The organism is Collinsella aerofaciens, assembly GCF_015557435.1.
GTDB classification, from domain to species: Bacteria; Actinomycetota; Coriobacteriia; order Coriobacteriales; family Coriobacteriaceae; genus Collinsella; species Collinsella aerofaciens_Z.
Genome location: NZ_JADNOH010000077.1, coordinates 30316 through 48833 on the forward strand (window position 1 = coordinate 30316; position 18518 = coordinate 48833).

15 protein-coding genes are annotated in these 18518 nt (G+C 59.7%); 10 read left to right on the top strand and 5 right to left on the bottom strand.

Annotated features, from left to right (window positions below; genetic code table 11):
- Positions 1-175: 175 nt before the first annotated feature.
- On the top strand, positions 176-832 hold the full coding sequence (locus I2G43_RS07255; RefSeq protein WP_195535639.1) for a hypothetical protein: 657 nt from the start codon (positions 176-178) through the stop codon (positions 830-832).
- Positions 829-1512 carry a hypothetical protein gene (locus tag I2G43_RS07260; protein ID WP_195535640.1) on the top strand — a complete coding sequence of 228 codons (684 nt, stop codon included), beginning with the start codon at positions 829-831 and terminating at the stop codon, positions 1510-1512. Before I2G43_RS07255 ends, I2G43_RS07260 begins: the two co-directional genes overlap by 4 nt.
- Before the next feature lie 723 nt (positions 1513-2235).
- Here I2G43_RS07260 and I2G43_RS07265 read toward each other — a convergent pair.
- The gene (locus tag I2G43_RS07265) at positions 2236-2508 is read right to left on the bottom strand and encodes a helix-turn-helix domain-containing protein (RefSeq protein ID WP_195535641.1); all 273 of its coding nucleotides are present in this window, start codon (positions 2506-2508) and stop codon (positions 2236-2238) included.
- Positions 2509-2762: 254 nt separating this feature from the next.
- Between I2G43_RS07265 and I2G43_RS07270 the strand changes: the two genes are divergently transcribed.
- Positions 2763-2948 (top strand): hypothetical protein, encoded by a 186-nt coding sequence (locus tag I2G43_RS07270; protein WP_195535642.1) that lies wholly within the window; start codon positions 2763-2765, stop codon positions 2946-2948.
- A 177-nt stretch (positions 2949-3125) separates the two neighbouring features.
- On the opposite strand, the gene I2G43_RS07275 is transcribed toward I2G43_RS07270, so the two are convergent.
- The 4 genes from I2G43_RS07275 to I2G43_RS07290 all read right to left on the bottom strand — a co-directional run bounded on the left by I2G43_RS07275 (position 3126) and on the right by I2G43_RS07290 (position 7342).
- Positions 3126-4154, bottom strand: coding sequence for a hypothetical protein (locus I2G43_RS07275; RefSeq protein WP_195535643.1), 1029 nt, complete (start codon positions 4152-4154; stop codon positions 3126-3128).
- Between the two features lie 38 nt (positions 4155-4192).
- Entirely contained in the window at positions 4193-5611 is a 1419-nt protein-coding gene (locus I2G43_RS07280; protein ID WP_195535644.1) for a phosphatidylinositol-specific phospholipase C domain-containing protein, read from the bottom strand.
- A gap of 305 nt (positions 5612-5916) precedes the next feature.
- Positions 5917-6501 carry a hypothetical protein gene (locus tag I2G43_RS07285; protein ID WP_195535645.1) on the bottom strand — a complete coding sequence of 195 codons (585 nt, stop codon included), beginning with the start codon at positions 6499-6501 and terminating at the stop codon, positions 5917-5919.
- 241 nt (positions 6502-6742) lie between these two features.
- Positions 6743-7342, bottom strand: coding sequence for a hypothetical protein (locus I2G43_RS07290; RefSeq protein ID WP_195535646.1), 600 nt, complete (start codon positions 7340-7342; stop codon positions 6743-6745).
- 374 nt (positions 7343-7716) lie between these two features.
- On the opposite strand from I2G43_RS07290, the gene I2G43_RS07295 reads away from it, so the two are divergent.
- The 7 genes from I2G43_RS07295 (at position 7717) to I2G43_RS07325 (ending at position 18504) form a co-directional block, all read left to right on the top strand.
- Positions 7717-8349 (top strand): cyclodeaminase/cyclohydrolase family protein, encoded by a 633-nt coding sequence (locus tag I2G43_RS07295; protein ID WP_195535647.1) that lies wholly within the window; start codon positions 7717-7719, stop codon positions 8347-8349.
- A 2-nt stretch (positions 8350-8351) separates the two neighbouring features.
- A complete protein-coding gene (locus I2G43_RS07300; protein ID WP_195535648.1) occupies positions 8352-9206 on the top strand; it encodes a bifunctional 5,10-methylenetetrahydrofolate dehydrogenase/5,10-methenyltetrahydrofolate cyclohydrolase in 855 nt (284 codons plus the stop codon).
- A 354-nt stretch (positions 9207-9560) separates the two neighbouring features.
- Positions 9561-11084, top strand: a complete 1524-nt coding sequence (locus I2G43_RS07305; protein WP_195535649.1) for a C69 family dipeptidase — start codon at positions 9561-9563, stop codon at positions 11082-11084.
- Between the two features lie 71 nt (positions 11085-11155).
- Positions 11156-11572 carry a hypothetical protein gene (locus tag I2G43_RS07310; protein WP_195535650.1) on the top strand — a complete coding sequence of 139 codons (417 nt, stop codon included), beginning with the start codon at positions 11156-11158 and terminating at the stop codon, positions 11570-11572.
- 8 nt (positions 11573-11580) lie between these two features.
- A complete protein-coding gene (locus I2G43_RS07315) occupies positions 11581-13344 on the top strand; it encodes an ABC1 kinase family protein (RefSeq protein ID WP_195535651.1) in 1764 nt (587 codons plus the stop codon).
- A gap of 458 nt (positions 13345-13802) precedes the next feature.
- Positions 13803-17606 carry a DUF4430 domain-containing protein gene (locus I2G43_RS07320; protein WP_195535652.1) on the top strand — a complete coding sequence of 1268 codons (3804 nt, stop codon included), beginning with the start codon at positions 13803-13805 and terminating at the stop codon, positions 17604-17606.
- Positions 17596-18504, top strand: a complete 909-nt coding sequence (locus tag I2G43_RS07325) for a DUF4430 domain-containing protein (protein WP_195535653.1) — start codon at positions 17596-17598, stop codon at positions 18502-18504. The genes I2G43_RS07320 and I2G43_RS07325 overlap by 11 nt, the downstream gene beginning before the upstream one ends.
- The last annotated feature ends 14 nt before the right edge of the window (positions 18505-18518 follow it).

Here is an 18518-nt window from a genome sequence, read left to right on the forward strand (position 1 = left end):
CGCGCGGGGGCGCCGTGCACCGATGCTCAGAAAATGCAGCAATAGTCTGCCGGTGCTAACGAGCGAGCCTTCCCGTCTGCCTGGGTGGTCCATTTTGGGCCACATGGGTATGGGCATGTGCCTGTTTGCTCGACATACTTAATGTCGACAGCTTTGTGCAAAGGAGGACGTTTCCATGGACGAGATGTTTGCCATTAAATGTCAAAACTGCGGCGGCCCTATGTACTCGCACCAAGCTAAGCGCAGCTTTGAGTGCGCTTATTGCGGTGCGGTCATTCCGTGGCAGGCGGACGCCGGAGAGCCCAAGAGCGCTTTGGGCATTCGCCATACGCCGTTGACGGTAGTGGATGGACTGCTCAAGCTCACGCATGTGTCGCAACTCGAGCGCCCGGAGGACCCGGACTGGTATTTCTTCAATTCGCACTGGCGCAATCAGTCGGTCCTGGAACATCTGCTGTGGGAGGACCGCGGCACGGCGCAGGAGTTCCAAGAAGCGACGCACGTGAGCATTCCCTGCCCCTTCTGCGGAGCGTCCTTTGAGGGCGAGTCAACGCAGCGTGTGTTTGAGTGCCCGTCCTGCGGCAACAAGATCGGCATTGCCGACCTGCTCAAGCCCGGTACGTTTAGCAAACGTCTGACCATGGGCGTGGGTGCGGAGTATGTGCCGGAGCAGGGTATTCCCTGCGAAATTTCGCCGCAGCAGGCACGTGCCAACGCGCTGCAGCTGGTGCGCCAGTACCCGGATGCCTTTGCCGGGCACGACGTGGAAGACGCGATCCAAAACGACATGATGCTCTTCTATTCCCCATGGCGCTGGCGGACCTGCGTATGATGGCGAGCTTCCCGGGCAAGGGCCTGAGCAAGGAAACCCTGGTGTACTACGAGGTGCTCGACTGGGCGTATCCGCGGGCAAACTATCTGGATGTTCGCCTTATGGGCATTTTGGAGCCGTGGGACTTTGCCAAGGTTGGGCCGTTTGACCCGGCCATGCAGGAAGGTGACTTTCGCGTTGTCTCCGTCGATGCGTCTACCAAGGACCAGGTGGTCATTGATAAGTTGGCGCTCGACATTGCCGGCAACGATGCCGAGGCAACCCTGGGGCTCAATAAAAAGAGCATCCGCACGTGGGCGCGTAAGGCTCGCAAGCACAAGGATGGTCTGGTGATGGTGCCGGTCTACTTTGTCGATCGCCCGGCTTCGGATAGTCGCGACGGCGAACAGGTGCGCATCGCCGTGAATGGCCAGACGGGTCGCGCGGCAGCGGTGGTGTTTAGCGACAAGCGCGAGACGCATATCGTGGCGCCGCTCAATCCGAGCGTGATGCTGTCGAGCGAAAGCACCGTGCACGCCACGCCCATCGAGGTCAAATACGTCAAATCTCCGTTCCTATACCAGATCGTGCGCCGCGGAGGCGGCGAGCAGCCGCGCCAGGTGGCGGCCGCAGCCGAGGGTTCCATCCGAGAGGAGAAGCCCAGACGCCGCGGTCTGCTGGGTGCGCTATTTGGGAAGTAGGGGAGCGGTGCTGGTTAGTCTTATGACGCGATAGCCAGGGATATGGAGCAGCTCACGGGAGCGCGGGCTGCCGTCTGATTGTTTGAGGGTGCCAGATGTAAATAAACAGTGGAGCGGCTGCAAAAGAGCCTCCTCACTGGGTAAAATCAGGTTGTGCCGCGGAACCCGCTCCTCAGCGCTTAAACTTCGGAGACGCGGGCAACGCAGGTATTATCGTCTAGGGCCGGCTGCAACCGGCCCTTTTCATGACTCCCTTCGCTATCCGTTACTGCTTATATTCCCGCCAGATCGCGTAGAGGTTCCGGGCAATGCCGGTCACATACATCGAGAGGCGCAGGATTTCAAGAAACAAGTTCATAGGCTTCACCCCAATCGGAGATCGGAGCGTTGCCCGCAGGCGGATTCCGCGGCAGTCAAGATTTTACCCTATACGCCGCAGCGGGGGATATCTGACCCCAGTGTTAGAGTGGTGTCCATTTGCATGGATGACCGGGCATGATCGCGACATGTCCTGGAGTTGAAATGCCGCTGGGGATACGAGGGGGAGCCGGGGTCGGATGTTGGGGCTCAACGAAGCAAGTGGCGCTTCTGTCTTTTTGGGATCGGGGATGCGAATCAACCTGCAGCAATGGGCCCAGCTCGATTCGGGGCGCAGTGAGTCCCGAATCGAGCGTTCCTGGCTGCCATGCATGTCAGGTGATGAAAGCCCACAGCGGCATCGCCTTACACGGCAACGGGGGCCTCTTTGGGGCGTCCCACCCTTGGTGCATCGGCGAGTCGTGCCTCGATGGAGGCTTTGGACATCATGCGCTTGGTGCCATCCTTCCATGAATCCAGCAGTCCTGCATTTAGCAGTTGTGACACCCGTGCTGAGCTAACACCGAGCATACGCGCGGCATCCACTGCGGTGACGGCGGGAATGTCGCCGAGTTCGCGGTTGACGGCTACAGCGATAATCTTGCCGCCGTGTCGCGGCTCATGTCCGAAGTCTGGCACGGGAAGTTCAATGCCATCTGAATCAAAGAACTCGAATTCCCATGCGTAAACCAGATAAGACCTCCTCTAATGGCGAATAATACGAGGCGTGCTCCTAGAATATTCCGTTCGCATCGATGCAGCTGAGCATACCCATCTTAAAGCCTCGCGCGGACTCGCATTACTGTGCTGTTTGGCACCTTCGCATGGGGCCTTGCGGTGACTAAAATGTGGCAATAGAGACAGTTTTAGCGAACCCCACGGGAGTGACGCGTATGGACAACAACACGCTGCTATTCCAGGACAAAGGTTCGGGTAGGTTTAAAGACGTTAAGATCTACCCCAATCGTATCGAGGTGCTCAAGAAGGGCACTTTTGGCGGCAGGCACACCGAGATTGTCTACCTTAAGGACATCACGGGGGGTCAACAGGATCAAGGGTCGCGACGTTTTCCTGCGTAACAGGCTGTTGACCGCTTGCGTCTTTAGCCTGAGTAGCCGTGCGAAGGCCCAGGAATTTGTGAACGCGCTGAACATGGTGATGTAGCCGATAGCGGCGTTCGGGCCAAGGTAAAAATCGGGGCGCAGAACGGTATTCTGCGCCCCGATTGAGTTAATGCGCCCAAAAGACTGGCTTGCCTATTCGTTAACGTCCTCGGTATTGTCGCGGTCACTGGCAAGCATTGCTGCACCTGCGACCGTTGTCGCCACGGCGGCGGCAGCGAGCCCGGCGGCAATGCCGGAGCCGTCTCCCGTGTCGGCGAGTTTTCCGCCCGAGCTCTTGCCCTGGTCGCTCTTGTTGCCCTTGCCATTCTTGTCGGCGCCGCCTGCGTTGGAACCCGTGTCGGTGCTGGCGCCGTCTGCACTGTCCGAGGCCGCTACGGTAAAGCTTGCGGCTCCGTCGCTGGCGAGCGTGTAGTTCTGCGCCGCGTCGCCCAAGAGACCGTTCACGCGCACCCAGTACGTTCCTGCGGCAAATGTTTCGCCCTCGGCCATTGCCGTGCCCGGAGCGCCGTTCGCGTCGTGCACAAACTCGAGCTGGGCCGCGCAGGCATCGTTTTCGAGCTTGCCCTCAAGCGATGCCGCAATCTTAGCACGCACGTCCTCGCCGGCCTTAAGGTCTTCGAGCCCCTCAAAATGAGGCGTCAGCGCTCGCGGATCGATATCGATGGGCACGGAACCTCGCAGTCCCGTAACGGTCTCGTTGCCCTGGGCGTCGACATCCACGTATTCGATGGCAAACGCATGGCCCGAGGCTGCCACGTTGAGTACATTGCTGCTGTCGACGAGGCGGAAATGGCCCTCGCCAACGGTCTTGCCGCCCTGGAGCGAAGCTTCACTCAGCGAGTTGCCATACGTCATGCGCATGCGGGCTGGGAGGTAGCACGAAGCTGTCTGCTTGTGCTGCGTATCGTAATTGCGCTGGTAGATGCTCCGGGCCAGCGCCGCATCAACAAAGTCGGATGCGATGATGCCAATGTGCTTGAGGTAATCTGACTTTGTATCCTCGATGCCGCTGGGATTGATGTACGGGCTCTTATACAGATGCTCGTTGACTACTCGTGCCGAGGTAAATGGATTGCCTCCGTGCGACAAGCCCGTGCAGCTGGTGTAGTTGATAGACCAGCAACGCTCCTGGACTTGCACCTTGGCCTCGTCATCGTCCACGACGTCCACCTTGTTGCGCGTGCGCCCGGTCGTTTCCTTCAGCGCATTATCGACCCAGCTGAGCTTGTCGGTTCCCGTGAGTTTGTACTTGTCCTGGGCGTATACCTTGGTGCAATAGGGCTCTTTGTCGCCTGTTTCCCCGCGGCTTCAAAGCCCCGCGCGTCTTGGACGAGACACATAGTGGCGCTGTCGGAGTGAGCCTTGATCTTGTCATCCCATTCGGTAAGGTCGAGGCCCCACGTATGGTCGCTTACACTGTTGCCGGCGAGCCTAAATCGACGCAGCAGAACGATCTTTCCGCGCACCTCGCCCAGCGTGGGGACGTGGCTCGACGTGTAGAACAGATCGGGGTTGTCGTCCAAAACCTTGGCGAAAGCCGTCGTAACACTTTCGTCGGTAGCCTCGTCGTTGCCTCGTGATACAAGCATGATGAGCGCTTCTGTCGGGTTTTCGTTCAAAAACGTTTTGAAGTAGCCTATGACATCGGAAAGATGCATAAAGTACGCGTCTTTTTTGAGCAGGTAGTAATCCCCGTGGTCGATACCGGGGTCGTCGCCCTTTCCGAGCCGGATATCAAAATAGCGAATGCCTTCGAGCAACTGCGTGGGAATGTAATCCTGCTGGCATTTTACTTGCGAGGATTGGGGCTCAGTGTCGTTGTCCACGCTGCAGGTGCCCGAATCGTGCGTACCCGGGATGCTCAGCTCGTCGAGGAACTTGTTGTCGTCGACGTATTTCATCCAACATGGCCCATCGACGTAGCTGCTGTACGTGATCCAGTCGAGGCTGCTAACCGTGACATCGTTCTTTTTCATGTCGTAACCGATAAGTTCGAGCTCCCACGGAATGCTCTTACTCTTATGGCAGATCTTATTGTTGTCCTGGTCTTCGCCGTTCGATTCTATTGCCAGGTACTTAATGTCTTTTTTCTCGGTTTCTTTCTCGACCGTGCGGTCTCGGATGATATAGGTTCCGTTTGATTGGCGCTCGAACGCAAAAGCGCGGCTGGGCTTGTTGTCATACTCGCCGCCCCATACGTGGATGACCTTTCCATCTTTGTCAGAGTCGTCGTCGACCGACCAAATGCTGTAGCCCGTCTTTTTATGCTCTTCGAAATTGAGCAAGGTGCGGATAGCATACCAGTTTGTATCGTCATTCTTGGTCGTTACGTTCTCAAGGATGAGCTTGCTGGACGTGCCGTCGTTAAACAGGTGGCAGACGTTGCCGCGAACGTTGCCGTCTTGGTTGACGCTCGCGGTGCGAAAAAAGCCCGCGGGGCGAAGGCGAATGACGAAATTGTCGAGGCTGACTGACGCTGTGACAGCGTCTTCTGCAAATGCCGCGCGCACGGGAAGGCCCAATCCCGCGGTTTCGGGCAGGCTTGCAAATGGCGACAATGCTGCGAGTCCTAGGCCCAACGTGAATGCTCGACGGCTGATGGCGTGGTGTTCGGTCATAACTTCTCCATTCGCAGAGTGCGGTTATGCGATAGTTTTGGTCACTATACTGCTCAGATGTTTAAAGATGCTGGTTTAATTGCCTGCGCGGCACAATAAATCGGCGGGCGGACGTGTCGGGGCGTTTGTCGTTTTCGTACTGTTGCCACATTTGGGGCGGTTCCGACGTCCGGCATCCTCGCGTTCGTCGGCTACAGGCATAAGAAAGGGAGGGTCGGTTTACCGGCCCTCCCTGGGTATGAAGCGCTAGGGTACCGTCGCTTGTTTGCACTGCGACCGTGTTTCCCGTTGCGCTCGCCAGTCGCTTAGCGCTTGATCTCGATATCGTCGAGCTTGACGTCCATGGCCTCGGTCTTGGCCTCGGCGATGTCGTCGGCAAATTCCAGAGACTTCATCATGGTCTCGACGGCGTCCTTGTGCTCCTCGACGTTGTCGATGCGCACGTAGACGCTGCCGCCTGCTTCGGTGAAGTACTCAGTCGTCACGCCGCCCGAGTGTGTATAGGAAGCGTTGCGCCAAGTCTTGCCGTTGTACTTGACGGGGTCATTCTCGGTCCACTCAAAGCTGGCATTCCACTTTGCCTCGTAGTCGAACAGCTCGTCAGCGTTCTTGTCAGAGTCGAAGACAGGGATGAAGCGATCGCTGGCGTGCTCGCTCTCGGTGAACTTAAACTGGGCCCTGTCGGCGGTATCGCCTGCGACGTCGGTGACCTCGACGCCCTCGGGGACCTCGACCTTAAACCAGATGAAGTCGGTCCTCATATCCGCGGCTGGCTTTTCCGCACCGCCACCGCTGCCGGTAGCTCCACCGCTTCCGCCACAGCCCACCAGGGCAACCGCGGCAAAGAGACTGATGCAGAGGGTGAGAATCGCAAAGGCCTTCTTTTTCATGGTCGTGTCCTCCTCGATCTGTAACCGCCCATGGATTACCTGCCTTTACTGTACGCGCGAGCGGCTCGTTCGAGTGGGCCATGTGTCCCATTCTGAGGGCCGGATTTGCGCCATTAAGTGGCAATATGCGGGGTCCAAAAGAGGGGAGGGCCGATGCTGTCGGCCCTCCCCGGGGTTGGGTGCCCGTTGCTTTAATGGGGCGCATGTGCGCAGGTGCGCGTAGGCGCGTGCGGGTGTCCCGTTACTCGAGCTCGATGCTCGAAATCTCGACTTCACGTGCCTCGTCAACTGCTTTCTTCATGTCGTCGGGGAACTCGATGGAGTTGAGGAGCGCTTCGGCTTCTTTCTTGTGAAGGTCGACGTTCCTAATCATGATATAGACGCTTCCCGTGTCGACGTCGGTAAAGAGGTAGGTATAAGTGCCGCCGTTGTCCTTGCACGTTCCGGTGAGCCATGTTCTACCGTTGTACTCGACGGGGTCGCCATCCTCCCACTGGAACGTTCCGGTGTGCCTTTCGGCCTGCTCTGCAAAGGACTCTTCGGCCGTCATCTTCTCTTGCCAAACGGGGATGAAACGGTCGACTGTGGTGTTCTCGTTCTCGGGGAAGGTGAGCTGGACCCTGTCGGCATTCTTGCCGGCGGAGTCGCTTACGCCGACGCCCTCGGGCATCTCCACCTTAAACCAGATGAAGTCGGTCTTCTTGGCGACGGGGGCCTTTTCCTTGCTCTCGCTCTTGGGGGCGCTGCCGCCGCCCGATGCGCTCCCGCCGCAGCCGACAAGGGCAAACGCGGCAAAGAGGGCGATGCAGAGGGAAAGGATCGATAGGGTCTTTTTCTTCATGGTGGCGTCCTCCTTGTCTGCCAGGGACATCGTGTGCCGCGGATCGCTGGGGCGGCGGTTACGCGCACGCGATGGCTTTGTTTGCTGTGCTGTTGTTCCTCCATTCGTCGTCCGGTGCCGTGATGAGCTTGCCCCAACATAGGGCTCCCTACTTATATGTATGCCCCAGTTGCCGCTGCCCGGAAGTCTCGAAAGGTGGGCCATGTGTCCCATGTTTGCGTTGCTGTCGCCTATCGTGTGCCATAGAAATCCGCGATGGCCAGGTGCGCTGACGCCCATGTGCTTATGGGCTAGACTTAGCACCATTATGTGATCGATGCGGTCGGTCGGCGGTTGCCACCCGACCGATGTATATGACTTGAAGGTGCATGCGTATGAGCCAAGAGATGATGGACAAGACCTGCCGCGGGTTTGCCGAGGCGCTTGCCGCGCGCGAGCCGGTGCCCGGCGGCGGCAGCGCGAGCGCCTTTGTGGGTGCGCTGGGCGCCTCGCTGTGCGGGATGGTCGCGCGCTACGGCGCGACCAATCCCGCGCTTGCCGATCGCGCGGATGACCTGACGCGTGCGTTTGCCCAGGCTGATGAGCTAGCCCAGGAGCTTGTCGAGTTGGTTGCCGAGGACGTTCGTGCCTATGGGCAGGTGTCCGCGGCGTACGGTATTCCGCGTGACGATCCGGCTCGAGCGACCGCGATTCAGGATGCGCTGCATGTGGCCGCTATGCCGCCGTATCGCATTATGGATGCCTGCGGGCGTGCACTGGCGCTGCTCGAGGACATGGCCGACAAGGGTTCGCGTCAGCTGCTGTCCGATGTGGCGTGCGGCGCCGTGTTCTGCCGTTCCGCTATGCAGGGCGCGAGCTTGACGCTCTTTGCGAACACCACGTCTATGAAGGATCGCGCTCGTGCTGAGGAGCTCGAGACGGCGTGTGATGAGTTGCTCGACACGTGGTTGCCGCGCGCCGATGCGCTGGCGCGCCGCGCCGCCGACGCTGCAAGGAAGAGAGGATAGCCATGGCTGAACTGCTGAAGGGTGCTCCCGTTGCTCGCGCTTTGACTGAGGAGCTCGCTGCTCGCTGCGCAGCCCTGCGCGAGCGGGGCGTTGTTCCGACGTTGGCTATCGTGCGTGTGGGTGAACGCGAGGACGACCTATCCTACGAGCGCGGTGCGCTCAAGCGCTGCGAGAAGGTTGGCATTGAAGCTCGCCGCGTTTTGCTTCCCGCCGATGTTTCGCAGGACGAGCTGTTGGCGGCCATCGAGGACATAAATGCCGACTCGGCTGTTCATGGCTGTCTGATGTTCCGCCCGCTGCCTGCTGGGCTTGATGAGGATGCGGTTGCCGCGGCACTCGATCCTGCCAAGGACGTTGACTCCATGACGCCGGCTTCGCTGCTCACCACGCTTTCGGGGCGCGGCGAGGGTTTTGCCCCCTGTACAGCCGAAGCCGTGCTTGCTCTGCTGGATCATTACGGCGTTGAGCTGGATGGGGCTAAGGTTGCTGTGGTCGGGCGCTCGCTGGTGATCGGGCGTCCTGTTGCCGCCATGCTTACGGCGCGCAATGCGACCGTGACAACGTGCCATACGCATACGCGCGACCTTGCTGCCGAGTGCCGTGCTGCCGACATTGTGGTTGCCGCCGTTGGACGCGCGCGCACGATTGGCGTGGACGCGGTTCGCGAGGGCCAGACGATCATCGATGTTGGCATTAATTGGGACGAGGCCGCTGGCAAGCTGGTCGGGGACGCCGATTTTGATGCCGCGGAGTCGGTTGTTAACGCCATCACGCCCGTGCCGGGCGGCGTGGGCGCTGTGACGACGGCGATCCTCGCCAAACACGTGATCGAGGCGGCCGAGCGCGCATCGAAATAGGCGTTTTGGGCTGTTTGAGGGGTTAGTTCTATACCCCGTGGACAAAAAATGCCAAATATGAGTACTGTTGCCAAGATAGTCACATATATTTTAGGTCAAATAGGCTCTCTAACGATATTTATTATCGATAGAGAGCCTATTTTATTGGACCTATGAGGAATTACATCATCTAATTTTTGAACAAATGAAGACTTTCGACACCCATACGTAGCAAAATTGCTGTTACTAAATTGGTGACAGTACTCATATTTGGCATTTTTTGACCACAGGGGTTGCCAGCGCCGTGGTTTCGCCCTTTCTGCGCCGAAGCGATACACTGTTGCCGTTTGATTTCTTCGCTCAAGGAGGATGCGCATGCCGTGCACAACGATTTTGGTTGGTAAGAACACGAGCTACGACGGGTCGACGTTGGTTGCCCGCAACGAGGACTCGTCCAACGGGGTGTTTGAGCCCAAGCGTATGCGCGTGGTGCATCCCGACGAGCAGCCGCGCGTCTACACGAGTGTCCTGAGTCACCTGACCGTTGAACTGCCCGATAACCCCATGCGCTACACGAGCGTCCCCGATGTTGTCCCGGGCCACGGCATCTGGGCCGAGGCCGGTTTCAACGAGTTCAATGTGGGCATGTCCGCAACCGAGACGCTCACCACCAACGAGCGCGTCCGCGGTGCCGACCCGCTTGTGGACTACGTGCCCGCCAAGGGCAACGAGGGTGAGGACGGCTATGTGCCGGCGCAGCCTGGTGGCCTGGGTGAGGAGGATATGGTGACCCTGGTCCTGCCCTACGCCAAGTCCGCCCGCGACGGCGTTCGTATCCTGGGCGACCTGCTCGAGCGCTACGGCACCTACGAGAACAACGGCATCGCCTTTAGCGACGTTGACGAGATCTGGTGGCTCGAGACCATCGGCGGCCACCACTGGATCGCCAAGCGCGTGCCCGACGACGCCTATGTGACCATGCCCAACCAACTGGGTATCGACAGTTTTGACCTGGATGACGCCGAGGGCGCCCAGGCCGACCACATGTGCTCTGCCGACCTGCGCGCCTGGATGGCCGAGTGGCATCTGGACCTGACGCTGGGTGTCGAGGGCGACGGTCCGGCTGCGGTCTTCAACCCGCGCGAGGCCTTTGGCTCGCACAGCGACAGCGACCACGTCTACAACACGCCGCGCGCCTGGTACATGCAGCGCTGCCTCAACCCCAGCGACGTGTGGGATGGTCCCGAGGCAGACTATACGCCCGAGAGCGACGACATCCCCTGGAGCCGCGTGCCCGAGCGCAAGGTGACCATCGAGGACATTAAGTACGTGCTCTCCAGCCACTACCAGGGCACGGAGTACGACTGCTACGGCAGCAAGGGCACGCCCGCCACGCGCGGCGCCTATCGTCCCATCGGCATCAACCGCAACAGCCAGCTCGCCGTGCTGCAGCTGCGTCCCTATGCGCAGCCGGCCTATCGCGCCGTGCAGTGGATGGCCTTTGGCTCCAACTCGTTTAACGCGCTGGTCCCGCTGTACGCCAACGTCGAGACCATGCCCGAGTACTACGCCGACACGCAGGCCCGCGTGACCTCCGAGAACTTTTACTGGGCCAACCGCCTGATCGGCGCGCTCGCCGACGTTCGCTTCCACGAGTGTGGTCGCGCGGTTGAGGACTACCAAGAGAAGGTCGGCGGCATGGGCCACAAGCACATCCACGACGTCGATGCCGCCGTGGCAGCGCTGCCCGAGGCCGAGGTTTCCGCCGAGCTGGCGCGCGCCAACGAGGCCTTCGCCGAGCTTGTGCGCGTGGAGACCGATGCCCTGCTGGGTAAGGTGCTCTACACCACGAGCTGCGCCATGAAGAATTCCTTCGCGATGAACGATAACATCAGGTAAAACGCTTTGTCGCTTTCGCGCAATCTTGGGTACAAGAAGGCCAATGCAGTTGTTCATGATTGGAGCCAACCATGGTTATGAAATTCGATCAGCTTGTTAACGGCGCCATCAACGTAGGCTTTGGCGCCGCTGCCGTTGCCGTCGAGGGAGGCAAGAAGGTCCTTGACGACCTCAACGCCAAGGGCGAGCAGGTGCGCAAGGACGCCGACACTCCCGATATCGCCCGCAGCGTATCCGATATGTTCGAGCAGGCCGGCGGCACCATCTCCGACCTTACCGAGCGCCTGGGCATGCAGGGCGAGACCGCGGCGCAGCGCGTGCTCGATGAGCTCATCCTTGCTCGCGTCCGCGTCATGACCGCGCCGGAGCGCACGGCCTTCCTGGCCCACGTGCGCGACATCGTCGATTCGGTCGAGGACAACGTGACCTCGGTGCCCGTCGAGTCCGTTGAGCCCGACGACGCAGAGGACGCCGAAGAGGCCGAGTAGTAGCGCAGATGGCAGATCCCACCACCGATTACAACAATCAAGATCCCTTGTGTGACGAGGCGGCAGTTGTCGACGAAGTCGAGGCTGCCGTCTCGGGCACTCGCAAGAAGCCCCGCGCCGTGGACATGGTGCCTGAGGAGCCCGACGCCATGGCTCCGTGCGACGAGTACCAGCTAACGCCGGCGGGTCGTCGCGAGCGCATTGGACAGATCGTCCGCCTCGTCAAAAAATACCGCGTGTGGGACAACCTCACGCCGGTGCGCCTGCGCCGCCTGCTCGAGGAGCTCGGCCCCATGTTCGTCAAGATGGGGCAGATTTTGGCCAACCGGTCCGAGATTCTGCCGCAGCGATTTTGCGACGAGCTGCGTCGTCTGCGCTCCGATGTAGAGCCGGTGCCGTACGAGGTGGTGCTTCGCTGCCTAGAGGAGGAATACGGCCTGCGTCTGGGGGAGATGTTCGACGCGATCGACCCCAACCCGCTTGGCAGCGCCTCGCTCGCGCAGGTGCACCGTGCTCGCTTGGTGACGGGCGAGGACGTGGCCGTCAAGGTGCAGCGCCCCGGTGCGCAACAGGTCATGGCCCAGGACATCGATATCATCCGCTCGGTGGTGCGCATCGTTTCCAAGTTCGTCAACACCGATCAATTCGTTGACTTGCACGGCGTGGTCGAGGAACTGTGGACCTCGTTTCGCGAGGAGACCAACTTTTTGGCCGAGGCCAAAAACCTCAACGACTTTTACGAGTTCCATAAGAGCGTGCGCGGCGTGTCGTGTCCCAAGTCCTACTTGGATCTGTGCACCGAGCACGTCGTGGTCATGGATTACATCGATGGCATCTCGATTGCCGACCCCGAGCGCCTGGTGGCCGAGGGCTACGACCTGGAGAAGATTGGCTCGACGATTGTCGAGGACTATTCGACGCAGGTGCTCGACGACGGCTTTTTCCATGCCGATCCGCATGCGGGAAACATCATTCTCAAGGACGGTATCGTCTACTTTATCGACCTGGGCATGGTCGGACGCATGTCGAGCCACGATCGTGGCATCGTCAAGGACATGATTTTTGCCGTGGCCGAGGGTGACGTGCCCAAACTCAAGGACTCGCTCATGCGCTTTGCCGTGACACGCGGCGATTCGGCTGAGCTCGATCACTCGGCATTTTTGTCCGATCTGGACTTTATCGTTGCCGACTTTGCGGGTCTCGATCTTAAGGACCTGGACATCGGCGAGTTCTTGACCTCATTGCTGAACTTGGCACGCAAGAACGACGTTGAGCTGCCGAGCGTGGTGACGATGTTCGCGCGCGGCATGGTGACGCTCGAGGGCCTGCTGACCGAGTACATGCCCAACGTCAACATGATCCAGATCATCCAGACGCATATCAAAAACGAGAAGAGCACCTACGCGCGCATGCGCGACATGAGTCGCGATTTTGCGGCGAGCAGCTACCGTGCGGCCAAGGGCTCGCTCGAGGCGGCTGAGTACCTGGGGCTGGCGTCGCGTATGCTCACGCGCGGTCAGCTTAAGGTGAACCTGCAGCTCATGAGCAGCGACAAGGCGCTGCGTCAGATAGGCGGCATCGTCGACCGCATGTCAATGGCCATCGTCATCGCCGGCCTGTTTATCGGCTCTTCGGTGGTTTACTACGCGCGCATCGAGCCTGTTGTGCTCGGTATTCCGGTCATCGGCTTTTTTGGCTACGTGAGTGCGCTGGTTTTGGCGCTCATGCTGGGCCGCAATATCTGGCGCAACAGTCACGGCGGCAAGCACTAGCGTAGCTGCGCGGTGTCTTGTCCCACGGCGCCCTTCCATACCCAACTCTTTCCTATCGCAAACAATAGCTTTTACCTCGGGCTTCGCCTGTGTGCGAGGCCCTTTTGCGTGATACCATACTGACGGTGATAATCAATGGCCTAGATGGTGGTGCGGAGACGCACGAATGCGCGGTTTTCCTGCGCATTTGGGAGAATCGGGGTGCGAATCCCCGGCTGTACCAGTAACCGTAATTCCTCTTGGCTCGGGATGCTCGCGTCGCAGATCGGACGACGCGCCCGAGCCGTTAAGGTTAAGTCGGATCGCCTCCCATCTTGCATGCGGCTGCGGCGTATGCCGCCGGTGTGCATAGGGCTCTGGAGGGAAGGGGGACCCCGATGGGGGAACTCGAGCGCAGCATGCGCGATGACGTGGGCCAGCCTCAGGGCAACGCTCCAAGTACAGACAGTAGGAGACAAATGGATATGTTCGAGGACGAGCGCCAGCGCGCCTCGCACCGCCGTGGCGCAATTGCGCGCGGCGTAGCCAAGCGCGGCCTGGTGGCATTCCTGGCCTTCGCGATGGCCTTTGGCACCACACCGGCTCAGCTGTGGGCCGACGGCGTCGAGGGCATTGCCGAGGCTGCGGCTCAGGCTACGACGCCGGGCGAGACCGGCTCTGATGGTGCCGTTTCGGGTTCTGCCGAGCAGAGCAACGCCAGCGCTTCGGATTCCGGGGCGGCTGCAACTGGCTCCTCGACGAGCGGAGCAGTAGCTGGCGACGAAGGCCCGGCGACGGGGGAGAACCCTGCCGCGAGCGAGCAGTCTTCGACGGCATCCGCTGGCCAAGCAGGATCTGCCGCCGCGACTGCCGTCCAGACAGAGAGCCCGACAGAAACCGGCGATGTCGCCAAGAAGCAAGTCGAGGTCTCGTTCTCGATTATCGGCACCGATGCCGACGGCAAGGCTCAGACCTGGGTGGCACCTACGCAGCTCAAGCTCGACGAGGGCGCGACGGCTGCGGATGCCTTCATTAAGCTGCAGGAGAAGACGGGCTTCAAGGCGGACTACGATCCGAACACGGCATACGGGTTCTACCTCAAAAGCATCACATCCCCGAGCGATGGCCGCACGCTTGCCTACGATCCGACGACTTATGCCTTCTGGCAGCTGTTTGTCGATGGCGCGTCTTCCTCGGTTGGCGCGAGCAGCGTCAAGCTCACCCAGGGGCAGAAGATTGAGTTTGCCTATACGGCTGGTAGCTCGTCCCCTGTCGTTAAGGACCAGCTTGCCGCAAATGTGACCGTCATTGGTCGCGATGCCCAGGGCAAGACTCAGACTTGGGTCGATAACGCGCAGTATGTGGTGACGTCCGGCTCGAGCGCACTTGACCTTACGAAGGTCGCGCTCGAGGCGAATGACATCGACGCCGTTGCTGCGGGCTCCTTCATTCTGAGCCTTAAGTACAACGGCGTTGAGCTGGGTACGCCGCTCGATTATTCGACCTATTGGCAGCTGTTCATCAACGGCAAGTCGAGCGACTTCACGGCAGACAATGTCACCATTCATGCTGGCGATACCGTTACGTGGTTCTACGGTGGCTGGGGCGACCAGTTGCCCTCTGATTCCGTCCATGCTTCCGTTCAGGTCCTCGGTAAGGGCAAGGACGGCAAGCAGCAGGTTTGGGCCTCGACGGGCCAGGCGAGTCTCAAGGCAGGCTCTACTGCCAAGGATCTCCTTGAGCAGACCGGCCTTACTCTCGATGCTGGCGAATCGCCTTGGGGCTGGTTCCTCAACGGCATTACTTCGCCGTTCGATGGTAAGTCCTATGGCTGGGATGCTGCGACTAATAGCTATTGGCGCTTCTACGTAAATGGCAAGTTCGCCGACGTTGGCGCCGGTGCCTACAGGCTCCAGGAGGGTGACGCCGTCACCTTTATGTATGCTGGCGACAGCGATGCCCTCCCTGGTCAGGTGCTTGGATCCGCCGATGTTGTCGGTCCCGACGTCAATGGCAACAATACTCGCTGGGCCGCGGCGAGTAACGTTTCTCTGCCCGAAGGCTCCACGGCTCAGGACCTTATCGAGGCGGTTCTTAAGGCAAAGGGCGTTGATTACAACGCCTCTCAGAGCGGCGCATACTGGCTCCTCAATTCCATCACCTCGCCGTTCGATCACAAACCGTATGGCTGGGATAGTGCGACCAATAAATACTGGCACCTGTATATCAATGGTGAGGAGTCCTCTTTCTGCGCCAACCAGGTCACGCTCAAGAGCGGCGACAAGGTTACGTTTGCCTATACAACCGATGGCTCGCCCGTGCCCGATCCCGACAAGATCGTCGTGGACCCGAGCGCGACGACCCCCGATTGGGATCCCGAGTGGGCCGGCTACGGCAACAGTGGCAACGGTTCGACCGTAACGGATGCCAAGACGCCTGCGCAGGCCGCCGGCCTTAAGTGGGCCTTCGATTGGAAGGCCGAGTCTGGCCAGCAGTATGCCAACTGCAGCGAGCCTGTCATTGCTAACGGTTTTGTGTACATCGCGACCGAGAACGAGCTCATTAAGATCGATTCGTCTGCGGGTAAAAAGGTGGCCTCTGCGCCGCTTGCCTCCAAGGTGAGCTATACCTCTCGTCCGATCTATACCAACGGCCTTATCATCGTTCCGCTCAACGGCGGTGCGGTCCAGGCGATTACCGCGGACAAGCTGATCTGCAAGTGGCTGACGCCCGGTTTGACGGACCTTACGCAGAGCTCCTGTACCGTTGTTTCGGACGGCGAGTACGTCTATGTTGGCACGGTCGATATCTCGTATGACGAGAACTACAACGCGACTTACGGCAACGGTTCCCTTAAGCGCATCAAGATCGCCACGGGCGAAGTCTCTTGGCAAAACATTGACGCTTCCGAGGGTTATTACTGGACTGGCGCTGCGCTGACGGATAAGTACACCATTGTTCCCACGAGCGCGGGCACGCTTAAGTGCATTGACAAGGCAACGGGCGATGTCGTTTCGAGCGTGAAGCTCGGCGCGGTCGCAAACGCCGATTGCATCGCCGACCCGTCCAATGGTTCGACCTTCTATCAGATGACGCACGACGGAAAGCTCCACGTGATTTCGCTTTCGGCGAAGGGCGTGCTGAGTGAGCAGAAGACGGTTGACTTGGGTCTTACGAATAATCTGAGCGCCCCTGCGGTGTCTGGTGACAACCTGATTGTCGGCGGACAGACGGCATCTGGTTCTGCTTTGGCTATCCATAACCTGAAGACCGGTAAGACCACGATGGTTACTGCTGCAGACGGCAAGGCTTTGCCGGCTGGGCTGAACGGCATTGCTGCTACGCCGCTGGTGAGCGTTCAGGGCGGCAAGACCTATGTGTACTTTACCGTTAACAGCGCGGATACCAAGGACTATGTCAACTACTCTGCCGGCGGCGGCGTGTACCGCTATACGCTCGGCGATGCAGAGGCGACGCAGATTTACGATGCGGCTGGCCATTACCAGTACTGTGACTCTCCGGTCATTGCCGATGCATCTGGCAGCCTGTACTACATCAATGACTCGGGTACGCTGTTCAAGCTTGGCGCCGTTGAGTCCTGGACGATCTCCTTCAATTCAAACGGCGGATCTGCCTGCGACACTAAGTTTGTCGCTACGGCCGATGGCAAGCTGGTCAAGCCTGCCGACCCGACGCGCGAGGGTTACGCCTTCGGCGGTTGGTATACCGACGAGGCGTGCACGCAGGCGTATGACTTCAGCACGCCGGTGACGGCCGACCTGACGCTGTATGCCAAGTGGACCAAGAACGCCACCAACCCTGGCGGTAATGGCGGTTCTGGCTCCAACGGTTTCAACGGCGGCACTGGCAACGGTTCCGGCGCTGGTGCTGGTACTGGCACGGGCGCTGGCTCCGGCACGAAGGGCCAGCAGGCTGGTGACGCTATCGCCCCGGGCCAGAAGCCGACGACCAAGACGACGGTGTCCACCAAGACGGAGACCAAGGAAAACAAGTCCGACAAGAAGGACTCCGACAAGTCCGACAAGAAGGACGAGAAGAAATCGGACAAGAAGGACGGCAAGTCCGATAAGAAGTCCGATTCCAAGTCCGACACGGGCTCTGCTTCTGCGACCACTGCCAAGAAGTCCTCTGGTGCTTCCGAGCAGGAGACCGGCACCAATCCGCTTGCCATCGTTGGCATCGCGGCGGGCGTGATTGGCCTTGCGCTCATTGCCGTCTTCGTGCTGACCAAGCGCGGCAAGGGTGACGGTAATGCCCGATAAGCCCAAGGAGACCAACGGGCAACAGCCCGACTCCTCGTTTATCCAGCTCGACGATGCACAGCAAAAGGACGCCGCTTCGGCGGCGTCCGCCCCTCGCCGCAAGGCACTCGTTAGCGCCCTTACGGCCATCTGCATTGCGCTAATCGTCGTCTCGCTGGGCTTTGTCCATCCCTCCGCGAGCGGTGCTTGGTCCATTGATTGGATCGTCCAGACCGTGACGGGGGAGAGCGTCGTCGCCAAGGACGCCGCGGGATCTGGCTCGTCTGCTGCTTCGGTCAAGGCCGATTCCAAGGATTCCAAGTCATCGAATGATGCAAAAGACGAGTCCAAGGATTCGGATGAGTCCAAGTCCAAGGACGATGCCGAGTCTTCAAGCAAGGAATCGGACAAAAACTCAGACGGCAAGAAGTCCGGCGAAAAAGGGGCTGGTCATAAAAAGACCGACAGCAACCAGTCGACTTCTCAGAATTCGACAGCGTCTGGCGGAACCGGCTCATCGTCTGGAACCTCTGTCGCGTCGGGTGGATCCTCCGCCGCTCCCGATAACGACAATGCCTCTGCGGGCGACCAGGGCACCTCTCAGGAGCCGAGCTACGTTACCGTGACGGTCTCGGTCACTTCGAGCGCCGTGGGCAATCCTGTCTCGTCTGGCGGTACGTTCACCTTCAACGAGGGCGCCACGGTTTACGACGCTCTGTGCGCGTTGGGCCTTTCCGTAAATGCGCACGGCTCGTCGTACGGCACGTATGTTGCGGCTATCGGCGGCTTGGCCGAAAAGCAGTATGGCGGCACGAGCGGCTGGATGTACTCCGTTAATGGCGCAACGCCCATGACGGCCTGCAGCAACTACGTTCTATCCAATGGCGATAACGTCGTCTGGTATTACGTGACGGGCTAGGAGCCTTGACATAA